Origin of the sequence: Pseudescherichia sp. L3 (assembly GCF_024656065.1) — a bacterium.
Lineage (GTDB): Bacteria > Pseudomonadota > Gammaproteobacteria > Enterobacterales > Enterobacteriaceae > Pseudescherichia.
In genome coordinates this window covers 1,112,537-1,128,819 of record NZ_JANKYC010000001.1, presented here as the reverse complement: position 1 = coordinate 1,128,819, position 16,283 = coordinate 1,112,537, and the positions used below count along the sequence as shown (strand labels likewise).

Annotated in this window: 14 protein-coding genes; 9 read left to right on the top strand and 5 right to left on the bottom strand. The window is 56.9% G+C overall.

What is annotated here, in order from left to right; translation table 11 throughout:
* The first annotated feature begins 238 nt into the window (after positions 1-238).
* The 3 genes from ogt (at position 239) to uspE (ending at position 2,795) form a co-directional block, all read left to right on the top strand.
* Complete coding sequence (gene ogt / locus NR795_RS05520) at positions 239-754, top strand: methylated-DNA--[protein]-cysteine S-methyltransferase (RefSeq protein WP_257757467.1); 516 nt, start codon at positions 239-241, stop codon at positions 752-754.
* 194 nt (positions 755-948) lie between these two features.
* Positions 949-1,701 (top strand): fumarate/nitrate reduction transcriptional regulator Fnr, encoded by a 753-nt coding sequence (gene fnr, locus NR795_RS05515; protein WP_144814560.1) that lies wholly within the window; start codon positions 949-951, stop codon positions 1,699-1,701.
* Positions 1,702-1,844: 143 nt separating this feature from the next.
* The gene (gene uspE / locus NR795_RS05510) at positions 1,845-2,795 is read left to right on the top strand and encodes a universal stress protein UspE (RefSeq protein ID WP_144811736.1); all 951 of its coding nucleotides are present in this window, start codon (positions 1,845-1,847) and stop codon (positions 2,793-2,795) included.
* A gap of 63 nt (positions 2,796-2,858) precedes the next feature.
* Here the strand turns inward: uspE and pntB are convergent, their stop codons facing one another.
* Together pntB and pntA are read right to left on the bottom strand one after the other, a co-directional pair.
* Positions 2,859-4,247, bottom strand: coding sequence for a Re/Si-specific NAD(P)(+) transhydrogenase subunit beta (gene pntB / locus NR795_RS05505; RefSeq protein ID WP_144811739.1), 1,389 nt, complete (start codon positions 4,245-4,247; stop codon positions 2,859-2,861).
* A 10-nt stretch (positions 4,248-4,257) separates the two neighbouring features.
* Positions 4,258-5,787: a Re/Si-specific NAD(P)(+) transhydrogenase subunit alpha gene (pntA, locus tag NR795_RS05500; protein ID WP_186370489.1), complete on the bottom strand. Its 1,530-nt coding sequence runs from the start codon at positions 5,785-5,787 to the stop codon at positions 4,258-4,260.
* Positions 5,788-6,274: 487 nt separating this feature from the next.
* On the opposite strand from pntA, the gene ydgH reads away from it, so the two are divergent.
* From ydgH to folM, 3 genes are all read left to right on the top strand, one after another.
* Positions 6,275-7,219 carry a DUF1471 family protein YdgH gene (gene ydgH / locus NR795_RS05495; protein WP_144811745.1) on the top strand — a complete coding sequence of 315 codons (945 nt, stop codon included), beginning with the start codon at positions 6,275-6,277 and terminating at the stop codon, positions 7,217-7,219.
* 176 nt (positions 7,220-7,395) lie between these two features.
* On the top strand, positions 7,396-8,781 hold the full coding sequence (locus tag NR795_RS05490) for an amino acid permease (RefSeq protein ID WP_144811747.1): 1,386 nt from the start codon (positions 7,396-7,398) through the stop codon (positions 8,779-8,781).
* A 34-nt stretch (positions 8,782-8,815) separates the two neighbouring features.
* Positions 8,816-9,538 (top strand): dihydromonapterin reductase, encoded by a 723-nt coding sequence (gene folM, locus NR795_RS05485; protein ID WP_144811750.1) that lies wholly within the window; start codon positions 8,816-8,818, stop codon positions 9,536-9,538.
* Here folM and NR795_RS05480 read toward each other — a convergent pair.
* Complete coding sequence (locus tag NR795_RS05480; RefSeq protein ID WP_257757462.1) at positions 9,535-9,876, bottom strand: GlpM family protein; 342 nt, start codon at positions 9,874-9,876, stop codon at positions 9,535-9,537. The genes folM and NR795_RS05480 overlap by 4 nt on opposite strands.
* A 126-nt stretch (positions 9,877-10,002) precedes the next feature.
* Here NR795_RS05480 and rstA point away from each other — a divergent pair, with 126 nt between their 5' ends.
* From rstA to tus, 3 genes are all read left to right on the top strand, one after another.
* Complete coding sequence (gene rstA / locus NR795_RS05475; RefSeq protein WP_222890428.1) at positions 10,003-10,719, top strand: two-component system response regulator RstA; 717 nt, start codon at positions 10,003-10,005, stop codon at positions 10,717-10,719.
* A gap of 3 nt (positions 10,720-10,722) precedes the next feature.
* Positions 10,723-12,033, top strand: coding sequence for a two-component system sensor histidine kinase RstB (gene rstB / locus NR795_RS05470; RefSeq protein ID WP_257757461.1), 1,311 nt, complete (start codon positions 10,723-10,725; stop codon positions 12,031-12,033).
* A 110-nt stretch (positions 12,034-12,143) separates the two neighbouring features.
* Complete coding sequence (gene tus, locus NR795_RS05465; RefSeq protein ID WP_257757460.1) at positions 12,144-13,073, top strand: DNA replication terminus site-binding protein; 930 nt, start codon at positions 12,144-12,146, stop codon at positions 13,071-13,073.
* On the opposite strand, the gene fumC is transcribed toward tus, so the two are convergent.
* Both fumC and fumA read right to left on the bottom strand, forming a co-directional pair.
* Positions 13,070-14,473 (bottom strand): class II fumarate hydratase, encoded by a 1,404-nt coding sequence (gene fumC / locus NR795_RS05460; protein ID WP_144811767.1) that lies wholly within the window; start codon positions 14,471-14,473, stop codon positions 13,070-13,072. The genes tus and fumC overlap by 4 nt on opposite strands.
* Positions 14,474-14,594: 121 nt before the next feature.
* Positions 14,595-16,241, bottom strand: coding sequence for a class I fumarate hydratase FumA (fumA, locus tag NR795_RS05455; RefSeq protein ID WP_257757459.1), 1,647 nt, complete (start codon positions 16,239-16,241; stop codon positions 14,595-14,597).
* Positions 16,242-16,283: the final 42 nt, after the last annotated feature.

Here is a 16,283-nt window from a genome sequence, read left to right as displayed (position 1 = left end):
AACAAAATGATTTAACTTAAACCGCTGATAAACTCGTTATCAATCTTTACTGGTATTAGTATTAAAGATGTCTATACTAAAATAAACCCGCCCAAGGAGTGGTAGCGTTAAAATAATGTAAGGATGCACTGCTGTGTGTACTATAGAGTCTGGCGGATGTCGGCAGGCTCTATTTTTTTACGTAAAAATCGGTAAGATAATATCCTATATTGCTAGCCTGCTCATTTAGGATCTTGCCATGTTAACCCTGCTGGAAGACAAAATCGACACGCCCCTCGGCCCGCTTTGGGTTATCTGTGACGAACAGTACCGCCTGCGCGCCGTTGAGTGGGAGGAGCACGCTGACCGCATGGAGCTGCTGCTCAACATCCACTACCGTAAACCAGGCTATCGCCGGGTCGCGGCCAGCAATCCAGGCGGGCTAAGCGATAAACTCCACGACTACTTTGCCGGTAATCTTAGCGTGATTAACGATCTGCCCACCGAAACCGCCGGCACCCCATTTCAACGGGCGGTATGGAAAGCGCTACGCGAGATCCCCTGCGGTCAGGTCATCCACTACGGCCAGCTGGCTGAGCTGCTGGGTCGCGCTGGCGCAGCACGAGCGGTGGGTGCCGCGAATGGTTCTAACCCCATCAGCATTGTTGTCCCCTGTCATCGGGTGATCGGTCGCAACGGCACCCTGACCGGCTACGCCGGGGGCGTCCAGCGTAAAGAGTGGCTTTTGCGTCATGAAGGCTATCTTTTACTTTAGGAAAAGGGGACTTTTTGTGCCTTTTTTCGCGCCATTAATCGATAAACCCCTAATCAACACAAGGAATTTCAATAAGTTAAACTTATTGATTTTTCAAAGGTTCCAATAATCGCTGTTTGGAGATTAAGCAGACTTACGTGCTCAGCAAAAAGATGTTAAAATTGACCAATATCAATTACGGCCTGAGCAGACCTATGATCCCGGAAAAGCGAATTATTCGACGCATTCAGTCTGGCGGTTGTGCTATCCATTGCCAGGATTGCAGCATCAGCCAGCTTTGTATCCCGTTCACCCTTAATGAACACGAGCTGGACCAGCTTGATAACATCATCGAGCGCAAAAAGCCGATTCAGAAAGGACAAACGCTGTTTAAAGCGGGCGATGAACTGAAATCCCTTTACGCGATCCGCTCCGGTACGATTAAGAGCTATACCATCACCGAACAGGGTGACGAGCAGATCACCGGTTTTCATCTGGCTGGTGATCTCGTGGGCTTCGACGCTATTGGTACCGGCCATCACCCGAGCTTTGCTCAGGCGCTGGAGACCTCAATGGTCTGCGAAATTCCGTTTGAGACGCTGGACGATCTCTCCGGCAAGATGCCCAGTCTGCGTCAGCAGATGATGCGTCTGATGAGCGGCGAGATCAAAGGCGACCAGGATATGATCCTGCTGCTGTCGAAAAAGAATGCGGAAGAGCGCCTGGCGGCCTTTATCTATAACCTCTCTCGCCGGTTTGCCCAGCGCGGTTTCTCACCTCGTGAATTCCGCCTGACCATGACCCGTGGCGATATTGGTAACTACCTGGGCCTCACGGTAGAAACCATCAGCCGTCTGCTGGGCCGTTTCCAGAAAAGCGGTATGCTGGCGGTTAAAGGTAAGTACATTACTATCGAAAACGGCGATATCCTCGCCGAGCTTGCCGGCCACGCGCGCAACGTCGCCTGACGTTTACGCCGCAACTCACCTCTTGCCAGACAGCAATATATTCCGATTTGTTGATCTGGCAAAGGTTAGCCTCTGTTTCATTCTGCACATATAGGTTACTCTTTTAATTACAGACTGCGGTGACAGATGTAAGGAGACCCTGTATGGCCATGTATCAAAATATGCTGGTTGCCATCGATCCCAATCAGGATGACCAGCCAGCGCTACGGCGCGCTGTATATTTGCATCAGAAAATTGGCGGCCGCATCAAAGCCTTTCTGCCGATCTATGACTTCTCATACGAGATGACCACCCTTCTGTCGCCTGACGAACGTACCGCCATGCGTCAGGGCGTCATCAGCCAGCGGACCGCCTGGATCCGCGATCAGGCAAAATATTACATCGATGCCGGGGTGCCGATTGATATTAAAGTGATCTGGCACAACCGCCCTTTCGAAGCCATCATTCAGGAAGTGTTAACCGGACATCACGATCTGGTATTGAAGATGGCCCACCAGCACGACAAGCTGGAGTCGGTGATCTTTACCCCTACCGACTGGCATCTGCTGCGTAAATGCCCCTGCCCAGTGTGGATGGTGAAAGACCAGCCGTGGCCCGAAGGCGGCAAAGCGCTGGTGGCGGTGAATCTGGCCAGTGAGGAGCCGTACCATAACGCGCTCAACGAGAAGCTGGTGCGGGAAACCATCCAGCTCGCCGAGCAGGTGAACCATACGGAAGTGCATCTCATCGGTGCTTACCCTGTCACCCCGATCAATATTGCTATTGAACTGCCGGAATTTGATCCTACCGTCTACAACGACGCTATTCGCGGCCAGCATCTGCTGGCAATGAAAGCCCTGCGCCAGAAGTTCGGCATCTCTGAGAAACTCACCCACGTGGAAAAAGGACTGCCTGAAGAGGTGATCCCGGATCTGACCGAGCATCTGCAGGCTGGGGTCGTTGTGTTGGGCACGGTCGGTCGTACTGGCCTCTCCGCGGCGTTTTTAGGCAACACCGCCGAGCAGGTCATTGATCATCTGCGCTGCGACCTGCTGGTGATTAAGCCCGATGACTACCGCTCGCCGGTTGAGATTGATGACGACGAAGACGATTGAGTCGTTAATCGTTAATGTCATAAAAAAACCGCCATTACGGCGGTTTTTTATTTTATGCGTGTCTTACAACGCCTTGAGGATCGCATCCACGCTCTGCTTAGCATCGCCAAACAGCATCTGGGTGTTCTCTTTAAAGAACAGCGGGTTCTGCACGCCGGCATAGCCGGTGTTCATCGACCGCTTAAACACGATCACGTTCTGCGCCTTCCACACTTCCAGAACCGGCATCCCGGCAATCGGGCTACGCGGATCGTCCAGCGCCGCCGGGTTCACGGTATCGTTCGCGCCAATGACCAGCACCGTATCGGTATCGGAGAAGTCATCATTGATCTCATCCATCTCCAGTACGATGTCGTACGGTACTTTGGCTTCAGCCAGCAGCACGTTCATATGGCCCGGCAGACGCCCGGCAACCGGATGAATACCAAAGCGAACTTTGATGCCGCGGGCACGCAGCCTCTCCGTGATCTCTGCCACCGGATACTGCGCCTGGGCTACCGCCATGCCGTAGCCTGGGGTAATGATCACCGTGTGCGAATTCTTCAGCAGATCGGCGGTCTCTTCCGCGCTGATTTCGCGGTGTTCGCCTACCTCTGCGTCCTCACCGGTTGAAGAGCCATCGGTGCCGAAGCCGCCGGCGATCACGCTGATAAACGACCGGTTCATCGCCTTACACATGATGTAGGAGAGGATCGCACCGGACGACCCCACCAGCGCACCGGTGACAATCAGCAGGTCGTTGCTGAGCATAAAGCCCGCCGCCGCCGCCGCCCACCCGGAGTAGGAGTTGAGCATCGATACCACCACCGGCATATCTGCCCCGCCGATTGATGCCACCAGATGCCAGCCAAACGCCAGCGCGATGATGGTCATCAACAGCAGCGCCAGCACCTGTAGCCCCACGCTCTCGGTGCGGACAAACACCAGCAGCAGCAGGAAGGAGACCACCAGCGCCGCGAGGTTCATTTTATGGCGGTTTGGCAGCATCAGCGGCTTAGAGGAGATTTTGCCGCGCAGCTTGCCGAACGCCACAATAGAGCCAGTAAAGGTCACCGCCCCGATAAAGATGCCGAGGAACACCTCCGTCAGGTGGATATTCACCAGGATCGGCTCAAGGCCCGGCTCGTGGTACAGGTAGCTGTTAAAGCCCACCAGCACCGCTGCCAGACCTACGAAGCTGTGCAGGATTGCCACCAGCTCCGGCATTTCGGTCATCTCAACTCTCTTCGCCAGATGAATACCAATCGCGCCACCGATAATCATCGCGACGATGATCCAGGCGACGTTGCCGGTCTCCGGCCCAAAGATGGTGGCGATCAGCGCAATCGCCATCCCGGCGATGCCAAAGCGGTTTCCCTGCTGAGAGGTTTCGTGCTTTGACAGCCCGGCCAGGCTGAAAATAAACAGGATCGCGGCGACAATGTATGCAGCTGTAACTAATCCTCCAGACATGTGCTACCCCTTAGTTCTTCCGGAACATTTTCAGCATACGCTGAGTGACGGTGAAACCACCGAAAATATTGATACTGGCGATCAGCACGGCAATAAAGCTCAGGAAGCTTATCCAGCCGCCGTGACCAATTTGCAGCAGCGCCCCGACCACGATAATACCCGAGATAGCGTTAGTGACCGACATCAGCGGGGTATGCAGCGCATGGGAGACGTTCCAGACCACGTAGTAACCCACCACGCAGGCCAGCGCGAACACGGTAAAGTGACCGAGGAACTCCTTCGGTGCGACATCCGCCAGCCAGCCGAAGAGAATAATCACCAGGGCCATCAGGGCGTATTTGCGCCACGGCGAGGCGGGAGCCTTGGGTTCGTCCAGCACCGGGGCAGCTTTCGCGGCGGCCTGCGGCTGGGCAGAGACCTGAATCGGCGGCGCAGGCCAGGTGGTTTCGCCGTCGCGGATCACCGTTACCCCGCGCACTACCACATCGTCAAAGTCGACGGTGACGTTGCCATCTTTCTCTTTGCAAAGCAGCTTCAGCAGGTTAACCAGGTTGGTTCCGTAGAGCTGGGAGGACTGCGTCGGCAGACGGCCCGGCAGATCGGTATAGCCGATGACCTTTACGCCGTTGGCGGTGGTGAATACCTCGTTGGGCACGGTGTATTCACAGTTGCCGCCATTCTGCGCGGCAAGGTCGACAATCACGCTGCCCGGATTCATCGAGTCTACCATTTCACGGGTGATCAGCGTCGGGGCCGGTTTGCCTGGGATCAGCGCGGTGGTGACAATGATGTCCACCTCTTTTGCCTGGGCGGCAAACAGCGCCATCTCGGCCTTGATGAAGGCCTCAGACATCACTTTGGCGTAGCCGTCCCCGCTGCCCGCTTCCTCTTTGAAATCCAGCTCAAGGAACTCAGCGCCCATGCTCTGGACCTGCTCTTTCACTTCCGGACGGGTATCAAAGGCACGCACGATGGCACCGAGGCTGTTGGCTGCGCCGATGGCGGCAAGGCCAGCGACGCCTGCGCCAATAACCATTACCTTGGCAGGCGGCACTTTCCCGGCGGCGGTGATCTGCCCGGTAAAGAAGCGGCCGAACTCGTGGGCCGCCTCAACAATGGCACGGTAACCGGCAATGTTGGCCATCGAGCTGAGCGCATCGAGGGACTGGGCGCGGGAGATACGCGGCACGGAGTCCATCGCCATAACAGTGACGTTACGCGCAGCCAGCTTCTCAAGCAGCTGAGGGTTCTGCGCTGGCCAGATAAAGCTCACCAGCGTCGTGCCCGGATTAAGGCACTCAATCTCATCGTCACCAGGCGCATTCACCTTGAGGATGATATCTGATTGCCAGATCGCATTGCCATCGACAACCTCGGCACCTGCCTCGGTATAGGCAGCGTCATCGAAGCTTGCCAGCTTGCCCGCGCCGCTTTCGACCGCGACGGTGAAACCCAGTTTTAGCAGCTGCTCGACCGTTTTCGGTGTTGCCGCCACGCGAGTTTCATTGGCCAACCGCTCTTTTGGTATACCAATACGCATAGTTTTCCCTTCCATCGGTTTTGAATGAGGGTTTGTCAGTTTCTTCACAAATATCAAAAATAAAACCGTAACAAACTTTCTATAACCTACTGAAAATAACGCTTGTGATCTACCGCAACAATTCAGAAATTAAGGTTTTATGAGGTAAAATTGAGCCAGCACGGGTATAAACAGCCCAATTTAACTTTAAATAATAGCGACAGCCCCATATTCCGCTTATACGAGGCGGCAAAACATGATTTATCTCCGGGCCAGATCGCCAATTTAACAAGGTATTAACTTAAAAAAGTCATATGGTTAACCGCTTTTACTGGCAAGCGTCTGTTTTTTCCACATATCGCATTTTATTATGTCAGCCTGTCCCTCGGTAGCACTGGCGGTGAAAAATCTCGCAGACAGTTGCAAGATTAAAATGCAATAATCATCCACGTTTTCAAGACATCTCTAATACCAGTATCTGGTTTGCGCAAGGCGAAGGACTATTTTTATGAAGCTTAAGAACACCCTCCTGGCAACCGCACTCCTGTCGGCAACGGCCTTGTCGGCGCAGGCCGCGACCGAGTTGACGCCGGAGCAAGCGGAAGCGGTAAAACCTTACGACCGTATCGTGGTCACCGGCCGCTTTAACGCAATCGGTGACGCTGTCACCGCCGTCTCTAACCGTGCTGATAAAGTAGGCGCCGATGCCTTCTTCGTTGTCGATACCTCTGATTTAGGCAATAGTGGCAACTGGCGCGTAACGGCCGATCTCTATAAGAAAGACGCGGCCAAAGCGGAGGCATCGCAAAATCGCGTTATTAACGGCGTGATGGAGTTGCCAAAAGACGAAGCTATCCAGCTGGAGCCGTTCGATACCGTCACCGTTCAGGGTTTCTACCGCAGCCAGCCTGAAGTGAACAGCGCGATCACCAAAGCGGCGAAAGCCAAAGGCGCGGCCTCGTTCTATATTGTACGCCAGGTTGACGCCAATGACGGCGGTAACCAGCGTATCACCGCCTATATCTACAAAGCCGATGCTAAAAAACGCGTTCTGCAAAGCCCGGATGCTATCCCAGCTGACTCTGAAGCAGGCCGCGCTGCGCTGGCGAAAGGTGGTGAAGAGGCGAAGAAAGTAGAGATCCCAGGCGTAGCCACCAGCGCTGCACCGAGCGCAGAAGTGGGCCGCTTCTTTGAAACGCAGTCCTCTAAAGGCGGGCGTTACACTGTCACTCTGCCGGACGGCACTAAAATTGAAGAAGTGAACAAAATCACGGCAGCGCAGATGGTGCCGTTCGACAGCGTTCAGTTCACCGGTAACTATGGCAACATGACCGAAATCTCCTACCAGGTGGCGAAACGCGCCGCGAAGAAAGGCGCGAAGTATTACCACATTACGCGTCAGTGGCAGGAGCGTGGTAACAACATTACCATCAGCGCCGACCTCTACAAATAATTCTCCACAAGGCGGCCTCAGCCGCCTTTTTTTCACATTTCTGCAAATTTCTGCCCTACAGCATTGCATGCGCATCTTCCACTACGTAAAATCCCGCGCCTTAGTATGATCCACGTTATTTATGCGCTCCGGCGAAATAATTATTCTGGATGTGTCGTTTTTTTAACAGGATGCCAATGGAAAAGAAACTTGGCCTGAGCGCGCTGACTGCGCTTGTTTTAAGTTCAATGCTGGGCGCGGGCGTCTTCAGCCTGCCGCAAAACATGGCCGCCGTCGCCAGTCCCGCGGCGCTGATGATCGGCTGGGCCATTACCGGCGTCGGCATTCTGCTGCTGGCCTTCGCCATGCTGCTGCTCACCCGCCTGCGGCCGGACCTTGATGGCGGCATATTCACCTATGCGCGCGAAGGCTTCGGCGAACTGATTGGCTTCTGCTCTGCCTGGGGCTACTGGCTGTGCGCGGTCATCGCAAATGTCTCCTATCTGGTGATTGTCTTTTCGGCGCTGAGCTTCTTTACCGATACACCCGCGCTGCGCCTGTTTGGTGATGGCAATACCTGGCAATCCATCGTCGGGGCCTCCTGTCTGCTGTGGCTCGTCCACGGGCTGGTGCTGCGTGGCGTGCAGACGGCGGCGAGCATTAACCTCGCGGCCACGCTGGCGAAGCTGGTGCCGCTGGGCCTGTTTGTGGTGCTGGCCGGGCTGGCGTTTAACGCCGACAGGTTTAGCCTGGATTTTACCGGGGTAGAGCTTGGCGTGCCGGTGTGGGAGCAGGTGAAAAATACCATGCTTATTACCCTATGGGTCTTTATCGGCGTTGAAGGTGCAGTGGTGGTGTCCGCCAGGGCGCGCAATAAGCAGGACGTAGGCCGGGCGACGCTGATGGCGGTGATCGCCGCTCTGACGGTCTATCTGCTGGTCACTCTGCTGTCGCTGGGAGTGGTACCCCGTCCGCAGCTGGCAGAGATGCGCAATCCTTCAATGGCCGGACTGATGGTCGACATGATGGGCTCCTGGGGTGAGGTAATCATTGCCGCCGGGCTGATCGTCTCGGTCTGTGGGGCCTACCTTAGCTGGACGATTATGGCGGCCGAGGTGCCTCTGCTGGCGGCTAAGTACAAAGCCTTCCCGCGCATTTTTGCTAAGCAGAATGAGAATGGCGCTCCGTCGGCCTCGCTGTGGCTTACTAATGCCAGCGTCCAGATCTGCCTGATCCTGATCTGGCTCACAGGTTCAGATTACAATACGCTTTTAACCATCGCCTCCGAGATGATTCTGGTACCCTATTTCCTGGTGGGTGCCTATCTGTTAAAAGTCGCCCAGCGTCCGCTGCATCAGGCTACGGGTATCGGCGCCTGCATCTATGGCCTATGGTTACTTTATGCCTCAGGGCCGATGCATCTGCTGCTATCGGTAGTGCTCTATGCGCCAGGCCTGCTGGTCTTCATCTATGCACGCCGTACGCATCCGCAGCGCGATTTGTTACAACGTCACGAAATGGTGTTGATGGGGCTGCTATTGATCGCTGCTCTGCCAGCAACCTGGATACTGATGGGGCAGTAACGCTGCCCCTTCGCTGTAAACTAAGGAGATAACGATGGGAAGAAACGACCCCTGCCCGATTTTGATCACTGGCGGCGGCCGCCGTATTGGCCTTGCCATCGCCCACCATTTCCTTAACCATCAGCAGCCGGTTATCGTCAGCTATCGCACCGCCTATCCGGCCATTGACGTTTTACAGGAGGCGGGTGCCATCTGCATTCAGGCAGATTTTTGTCACGACGAGGGTATCCTCGCCTTTGCCGAAGAGGTTAAATCCCATACCCACGGGCTGCGGGGCATTATTCACAATGCCGGGGCCTGGGTGCCGGAGAAGCCGGGAGCGCCGATAACCGAGGTGCTCTGCGCGATGATGCAGATCCACGTTCATGCCCCCTATCTGTTGAATCACGCTCTGGAAAGCCTGCTGCGCGGCCACGGTCACGCAGGCGGCGACATCATCCACTTCACCGATTACGTGGTTGAGCGCGGCAGCGACAAGCATATCGCCTATTCGGCCAGTAAGGCGGCGCTGGATAATATGACCCGCTCGTTTGCCCGCAAGCTGGCCCCGGAGGTGAAAGTGAATTCCATCGCCCCATCGTTGATCCTGTTCAATGAGGGAGATGACGCTGAGTACCGGCAGAAGGCGCTTAATAAGTCGCTGATGAAAATCGCACCCGGCGAGAAAGAGGTGATCGATCTGATTGACTACCTGCTGACCAGCCGATTCGTGACCGGGCGCAGCTTTGCCCTTGATGGGGGACGCCCGCTGCGCTAGTGGAAGCGGCTCCAGCAGAAAATTAACAGCCAGGCGCTGAGGCTCCAGCAGAGTACTGCCGCACCCAGCGCCAGCGCCAGCGGCAGTCGCATAGCGGCGGTGAAATACCAGAGTGACAGCAGGTAGATAAAGTAAGGGATAATCGCCCACATGCCAAACACGATGGTTGTGCGCAGTGCCTCAGTGCCGCGCTCGGACGCGACAATATAGTGCGCGATCAGGGCGAAGGTAGGAAACAGCGGGATCAGCCCGGCAATGTAGTAATTTTTTGTTTTTGCTAACACGCCAATCAGCAAGACCACCAGCGCGCCAATCGCCGCTTTAACCACTAACCCCATGATTTATCCCTGACTCTTTCCCCGATTAAGTCACCAGCATAACGGAACCGCTCCCGTTTATGAAAGATTAATGGAAGCTTCCGGCAAGGCGGTGTATGTTGGCGCTTTTGCCCCTGATGATGACCAATGAATAAGATCGTTTTTGTGGAAGACGACCCGGAAGTGGGTGCGCTGATCGCTGCCTACCTTGGCAAGCACGATATCGACGTTATGCTGGAGACGCGTGGCGATCGCGCCGAAGAGACCATCCTGCGTGAAAACCCTGAGCTTGTGCTACTCGATATCATGCTCCCCGGTAAGGATGGCATGACCCTATGCCGCGACCTGCGTGGGCAGTGGCAGGGTCCGATTGTTTTGCTTACCTCCCTCGACAGCGATATGAACCACATCCTCTCTCTTGAGATGGGGGCCAGCGACTATATTCTGAAAACCACGCCGCCCGCCGTACTGCTGGCGCGTCTACGCCTGCACCTGCGTCAGAGCAGCGCCACTGCCCGTCCGGCTGCCACCGCATCGCTTACGCCGCACAACGCGCTGCGTTTTGGCACCTTATCTATCGATCCCGTTAACCGTCAGGTGCTGCTCGCCAACGAGCCGGTCGCCCTCTCAACCGCCGATTTTGACCTGCTGTGGGAGCTGGCCACCCACGCCGGGCAGATCATGGACCGCGATGCGCTGCTGAAAAACCTGCGTGGGGTGAGCTATGACGGCCTGGACCGCAGCGTTGACGTCGCCATCTCGCGCCTGCGCAAAAAGCTGCTGGATAGCGCCACCGAGCCTTACCGAATCAAAACCGTGCGCAACAAGGGCTACCTGTTTGCCCCGCACGCGTGGGATAACTAACGAATGAAGAAGCTTTTCGTCCAGTTTTACCTGCTGCTGTTTGTTTGCTTTCTGGTGATGACCATGCTGGTTGGGCTGGTGTACAAATTTACCGCCGAACGGGCAGGCAGACAGTCTCTGGACGACCTGATGAAAAGCTCCCTCTACCTGATGCGCAGTGAGCTGCGGGAGATCCCGCCTCACGAGTGGAGCAAAACTCTGAAGGAGATGGACCTCAATCTCTCGTTTGATATGCGTATCGAGCCGCTGAATAAGTTTCACCTCAGCGCGGCCACCACCCAGCGGCTACGCGAGGGAGACATTGTGGCGCTCGACGAGGAGTATACGTTTATCCAGCGCATCCCCCGCAGCCATTACGTGCTGGCGGTAGGCCCCATCCCCTATCTCTTCTACCTGCACGAGATGCGCCTGTTTGACATCATTCTGATGGTCTTTATTGCCATCTCCCTCGCCTTCCCGGTCTTTATCTGGATGCGCCCCCACTGGCAGGAGATGCTGCGGCTGGAGTCTGCCGCCCAGCGTTTTGGTAGTGGGCACCTGAATGAACGGATCCACTTTGCCAGCGGTTCGAGCTTTGATCGTCTCGGCGTCGCCTTTAACCAGATGGCGGATAACATTAACGCTCTGATTGCCAGCAAGAAGCAGCTTATTGATGGGATTGCCCACGAGCTGCGCACCCCGCTGGTACGCCTGCGCTATCGGCTGGAGATGAGCGATAACCTCACCGAGGCCGAGCGGCTGGCACTGAACCGCGACATCGGTCAGCTTGAAGCGCTGATCGAGGAGCTGCTTACCTATGCTCGCCTCGATCGCCCGCAAAACGAGCTGCATCTCTCTGAGCCGGATCTCCCCCGCTGGGTAGCGAGCTACGTCGATGATGTAACCACTATCAACCCTGCCCGCACGCTGCTGCTGGCGGCTAGCGCTGAGGCGGACTACGGCGCGCTGGATATGCGGCTGATGGAGCGGGTGTTGGATAACCTGGTAAATAACGCCCTGCGCTACAGCGAAAGCACCGTGCAGATTGCTCTCCGACATGACGGCGCACGGGCCAGCCTGATCGTTGAGGATGATGGCCCTGGCATCGAGCCTGAGGCACGGGAACGCATATTTGAGCCTTTTGTCCGGCTCGACCCTAGCCGGGATCGGGCCACCGGCGGCTGTGGCCTGGGATTGGCGATTGTACGCTCTATCGCGCAGGCCATGGGCGGAGAGGTGGTGTGTGATGCCGGGGAATTAGGCGGGGCACGCTTTACCTTCAGCTGGCCGGTGTATCATCTGGTCTCTGTACCTGCCGACATCACCACGGCATAACGCCGGATGGCGGCGGATGCCTTTTCCGGCCTACAAGACCTGTTGGCACAGTGGCCTAACTGCGAGCTGTGTGCTAATCTAAAAGTATGTTGTAACTAATGGAATTGCCTATGGCCAGCTACGATCTGATTGAGCGTTTAACCAGCACCTTCCGCCACATTGAGCGCGAGCTTGCGGAACTCAAGAGCGAACTGAGCGCGTGTCGGCTGCTGGCCGGGCGGGTATTTGAGCTGCCGGCAGTCACCAAAGAGGCCGAACATGAGCCTCTCACCACTATCCAGGTTAAGCAGCACGTCGGCAAGCGCGCCGCCGAGCGCGCCCTGCACCACTTCTCGCATCTCTTTATTCAGCAGCAGTCGGAGAACCGCAGCAGCAAGGCGGCCGTGCGTCTGCCCGGGGTGATCTGCTTCCAGACCACGCTGGCGACACGCGACAGCCTGGAGAAGCGCATCGGGCAGATTAACAGCCTGAAAACGGCCTTTGAGCGTATCGTTACCGTTGAGTCCGGCCTGCCCTCTGCGGCTCGCTTTGACTGGGTACACCATCATCTGCCGGGGCTGATCACCCTGAATGCTTATCGCACGCTGACCGTCCTGCGCGATCCGGCGACGCTGCGCTTTGGCTGGGCAAACAAGCATATCATCAAGAATTTCACCCGTGATGAGGTGCTGGCCCAGTTGGAGAAGAGCTTAAAAGCGCCGCGGGCGGTGGGCGGCTGGACGCGGGAGCAGTGGCAGGCCCGGCTGGAGCAGGAGTACAACGATATAGCCGCGTTGCCGGAGAAGGCCCGGCTGAAGATCAAGCGCCCGGTGAAAGTCCAGCCCATTGCTCGGGTCTGGTACGCCGGTTCGCAAAAACAGGTCCAGCATGCCTGCCCGACCCCCATCATTGCGTTGATCGCCGAGGAGAACGGTGGTCGGGTGCCGGACATCGGCGAGCTGCTGAACTACGATGCCGACAACGTCCAGCACCGCTATAAACCCGAGGCGCAGCCGCTGACGTTAATCATTCCCCGGCTGCACCTTTACGTGGCAAATTAGCTGCCGGATGGCATGCTGCCCACCATGGTTTCCGGACGCACCCAGGTATCAAACTGCTCCTCGGTCAGGTAGCCCAGCGCCAGCGCCGAGGCCTTCAGCGTCAGGCCCTCTTTGTGCGCCTTCTTGGCGATTTCAGCAGCTTTGTCGTAGCCGATGTGCGTATTCAGGGCCGTCACCAGCATCAACGACTCGTTGAGGAGCTGATCGATACGCGCCCTGTCTGGCTCAATGCCGATGGCGCAGTGCTCGTTGAAGCTCTCCATCCCGTCGGCCAGCAGCCGCACCGATTGCAGGAAGTTATGGATAACCATCGGGCGAAAGACGTTCAGTTCAAAGTTGCCTGACGCGCCGCCCATATTGATTGCGACATCGTTACCCATCACCTGACAGCAGAGCATGGTCAGCGCCTCGCACTGGGTTGGGTTTACCTTACCCGGCATGATGGAGCTTCCCGGCTCGTTTTCCGGAATAGAAATTTCACCGATTCCGCAGCGTGGGCCCGAGGCCAACCAGCGCACGTCATTAGCAATCTTCATCAGCGAGGCCGCCAGCCCTTTCAGCGCACCGTGGGCATGCACCAGCGCATCGCAGGTTGCCAGCGCCTCGAACTTGTTCGGCGCGGTAATAAACCCCTGACCGGTAATGGCCGCCAGCTCGTCGGCCACGCGGCGGGCATATTCCGGGTGGGTATTTAGCCCGGTGCCTACCGCCGTGCCGCCGAGCGCCAGCTCTGACAGATGCGGCAGGCTGTTTTCGATATGCTTAAGGTTATGCTCCAGCATCGCCACCCAGCCGGAGATCTCCTGGCCCAGCGTCAGCGGCGTAGCGTCCTGCAGATGGGTTCGGCCAATTTTAACGATATCGGCATAGGCGCGGGATTTTTCCGCCAGGGTGCGGGTCAGCTCCAGCAGAGAGGGGATCAGATCTTCCCGTACAGCGATAACCGAGGCCACGTGCATCGCGGTTGGAAAGACGTCGTTTGAGCTTTGGCTTTTGTTAACGTCGTCGTTAGGATGCACCTTACGCGCCATTCCGCGCTCACCGCCCAACAGCTCGCTGGCACGGTTCGCCAGCACCTCGTTCATGTTCATATTGCTTTGGGTACCGGAGCCCGTCTGCCAGATCGCCAGTGGAAACTCGTCCGGATGGTCACCGTTCAGCACTTCATCAGCCGCGCTGATAATAGCCTGCGCTTTCTCGACGGCCAGCAGGCCCAGATCCTGGTTTACCTTTGCCGCCGCCCGCTTGGTTAAGGCCAGCGCCCGGAGTAGCGAGACCGGCATTTTCTCCGTTGAGATGCGAAAATGCTCAAGCGATCGCTGGGTTTGCGCCCCCCATAGCTTCTCTGCCGGGACGTCGATTGCGCCCATCGAATCTTTCTCACTGCGATGCGAAGTCATACACGCTCCTTGAATAGGTTGTGATGTGGGTAACGACATGCTCACTTGCCCAAAGAGTTATTAGTATTGATGATTTTCAGACGTCAGCAGCAAAAAAAACCGCCCTTTCGGGCGGTCTTGTTTACTTCACGCAGCGGGCACAGGCCGAGGCGTGGATCTGCTGGAAGAAGTCGTTGCCCTTATCATCCACCAGGATGAATGCCGGGAAGTCGACCACTTCAATTTTCCAAATGGCTTCCATACCCAGCTCCGGGTACTCAATGCACTCCAGGCTGCGGATGCTGCCCTGGGCGAGGACCGCCGCCGGGCCGCCAATGCTGCCGAGATAGAACCCGCCGTGCTTGTGACAGGCGTCGGTTACCTGCTGGCTGCGGTTGCCCTTCGCCAGCATGATCATACTTCCGCCCTCGGCCTGAAGCTGATCGACGTAGGAGTCCATTCGCCCTGCCGTAGTCGGCCCGAGTGAGCCAGAGGCGTAACCATCAGGCGTTTTCGCCGGTCCGGCGTAGTAGATCGGGTGATCTTTGACGTACTGCGGCAGGCCTTCGCCGCGGTCCATGCGCTCTTTCAGCTTGGCGTGGGCGATGTCGCGGGCCACGATGATGGTGCCGCTGAGCGACAGCCGGGTCGACACCGGATACTGGGAAAGCTGCTGCAGGATGTCACGCATCGGACGGTTGAGATCGACGCGCACCGCTTCGCCCTCTCCGGCCTGGCGCAGCGATTCCGGAATGTATTTCCCTGGATTCTGCTCCAGCTTCTCGATCCAGATCCCGTCGCGGTTGATTTTGGCTTTAATATTGCGGTCCGCCGAGCAGGAGACGCCCATGCCCACCGGGCAGGATGCGCCGTGGCGCGGCAGGCGGATCACCCGCACGTCGTGGGCGAAGTATTTGCCGCCGAACTGGGCCCCAAGGCCAAGATCCTGGGCGGCACGCAGCAGCTCATTCTCCAGCGCCACGTCGCGAAACGCCTGGCCGTGCTCGTTGCCTTCGGTAGGCAGACCATCGTAATACTTGGTTGAGGCGAGCTTCACCGTTTTCAGGGTCGCCTCCGCTGAGGTGCCGCCGATCACGAAGGCAATATGGTAAGGCGGGCATGCCGCCGTTCCCAGGGTGCGCATCTTATCGACCAGGTAATCCTTCAGCTTGCCGGGCGTCAGCAGCGCCTTGGTCTCCTGATAGAGATAGGTCTTATTGGCCGAGCCGCCGCCTTTGGCGATGCAGAGAAACTTATACTCGTCGCCATCGACGCTATAGAGATCGATCTGCGCCGGCAGGTTTGTGCCGGTATTGACCTCGCGATACATATCCAGCGCCGCGTTCTGCGAGTAGCGCAGGTTGTCTTCGATATAGGTGTTATACACTCCGCGCGCCAGAGCGGCTTCATCACCGCCGCCGGTCCAGACCCGCTGGCCCTTCTTGCCGCTGATAATCGCCGTGCCGGTATCCTGGCAGGTGGGGAGAATACCTTTTGCCGCGATGTCGGAGTTGCGTAAAAACTGCAGCGCCACGTAGCGATCGTTCTCGCTGGCCTCAGGGTCGGCGAGGATGTCCGCCACCTGCTGCTGGTGCGCTGGGCGCAGCATAAACGAAGCGTCGTGGAAGGCCTGTTGCGCCAGCAGGGTCAGCGCCTGCGGTTCAACCTTGAGGATCTCCTGGCCTTCAAACTCCGTTACAGTGACGTGGTCTCGGGTAAGGAGATAGTATTCGGTATCATCCTTTTTGAGGGGAAAAGGATCCTGATAGTGAAAAGGTTTTGTCGACATTTTGCTCTCACTTACTGCGCGGTCTGGTTATGGTTTGGGCAC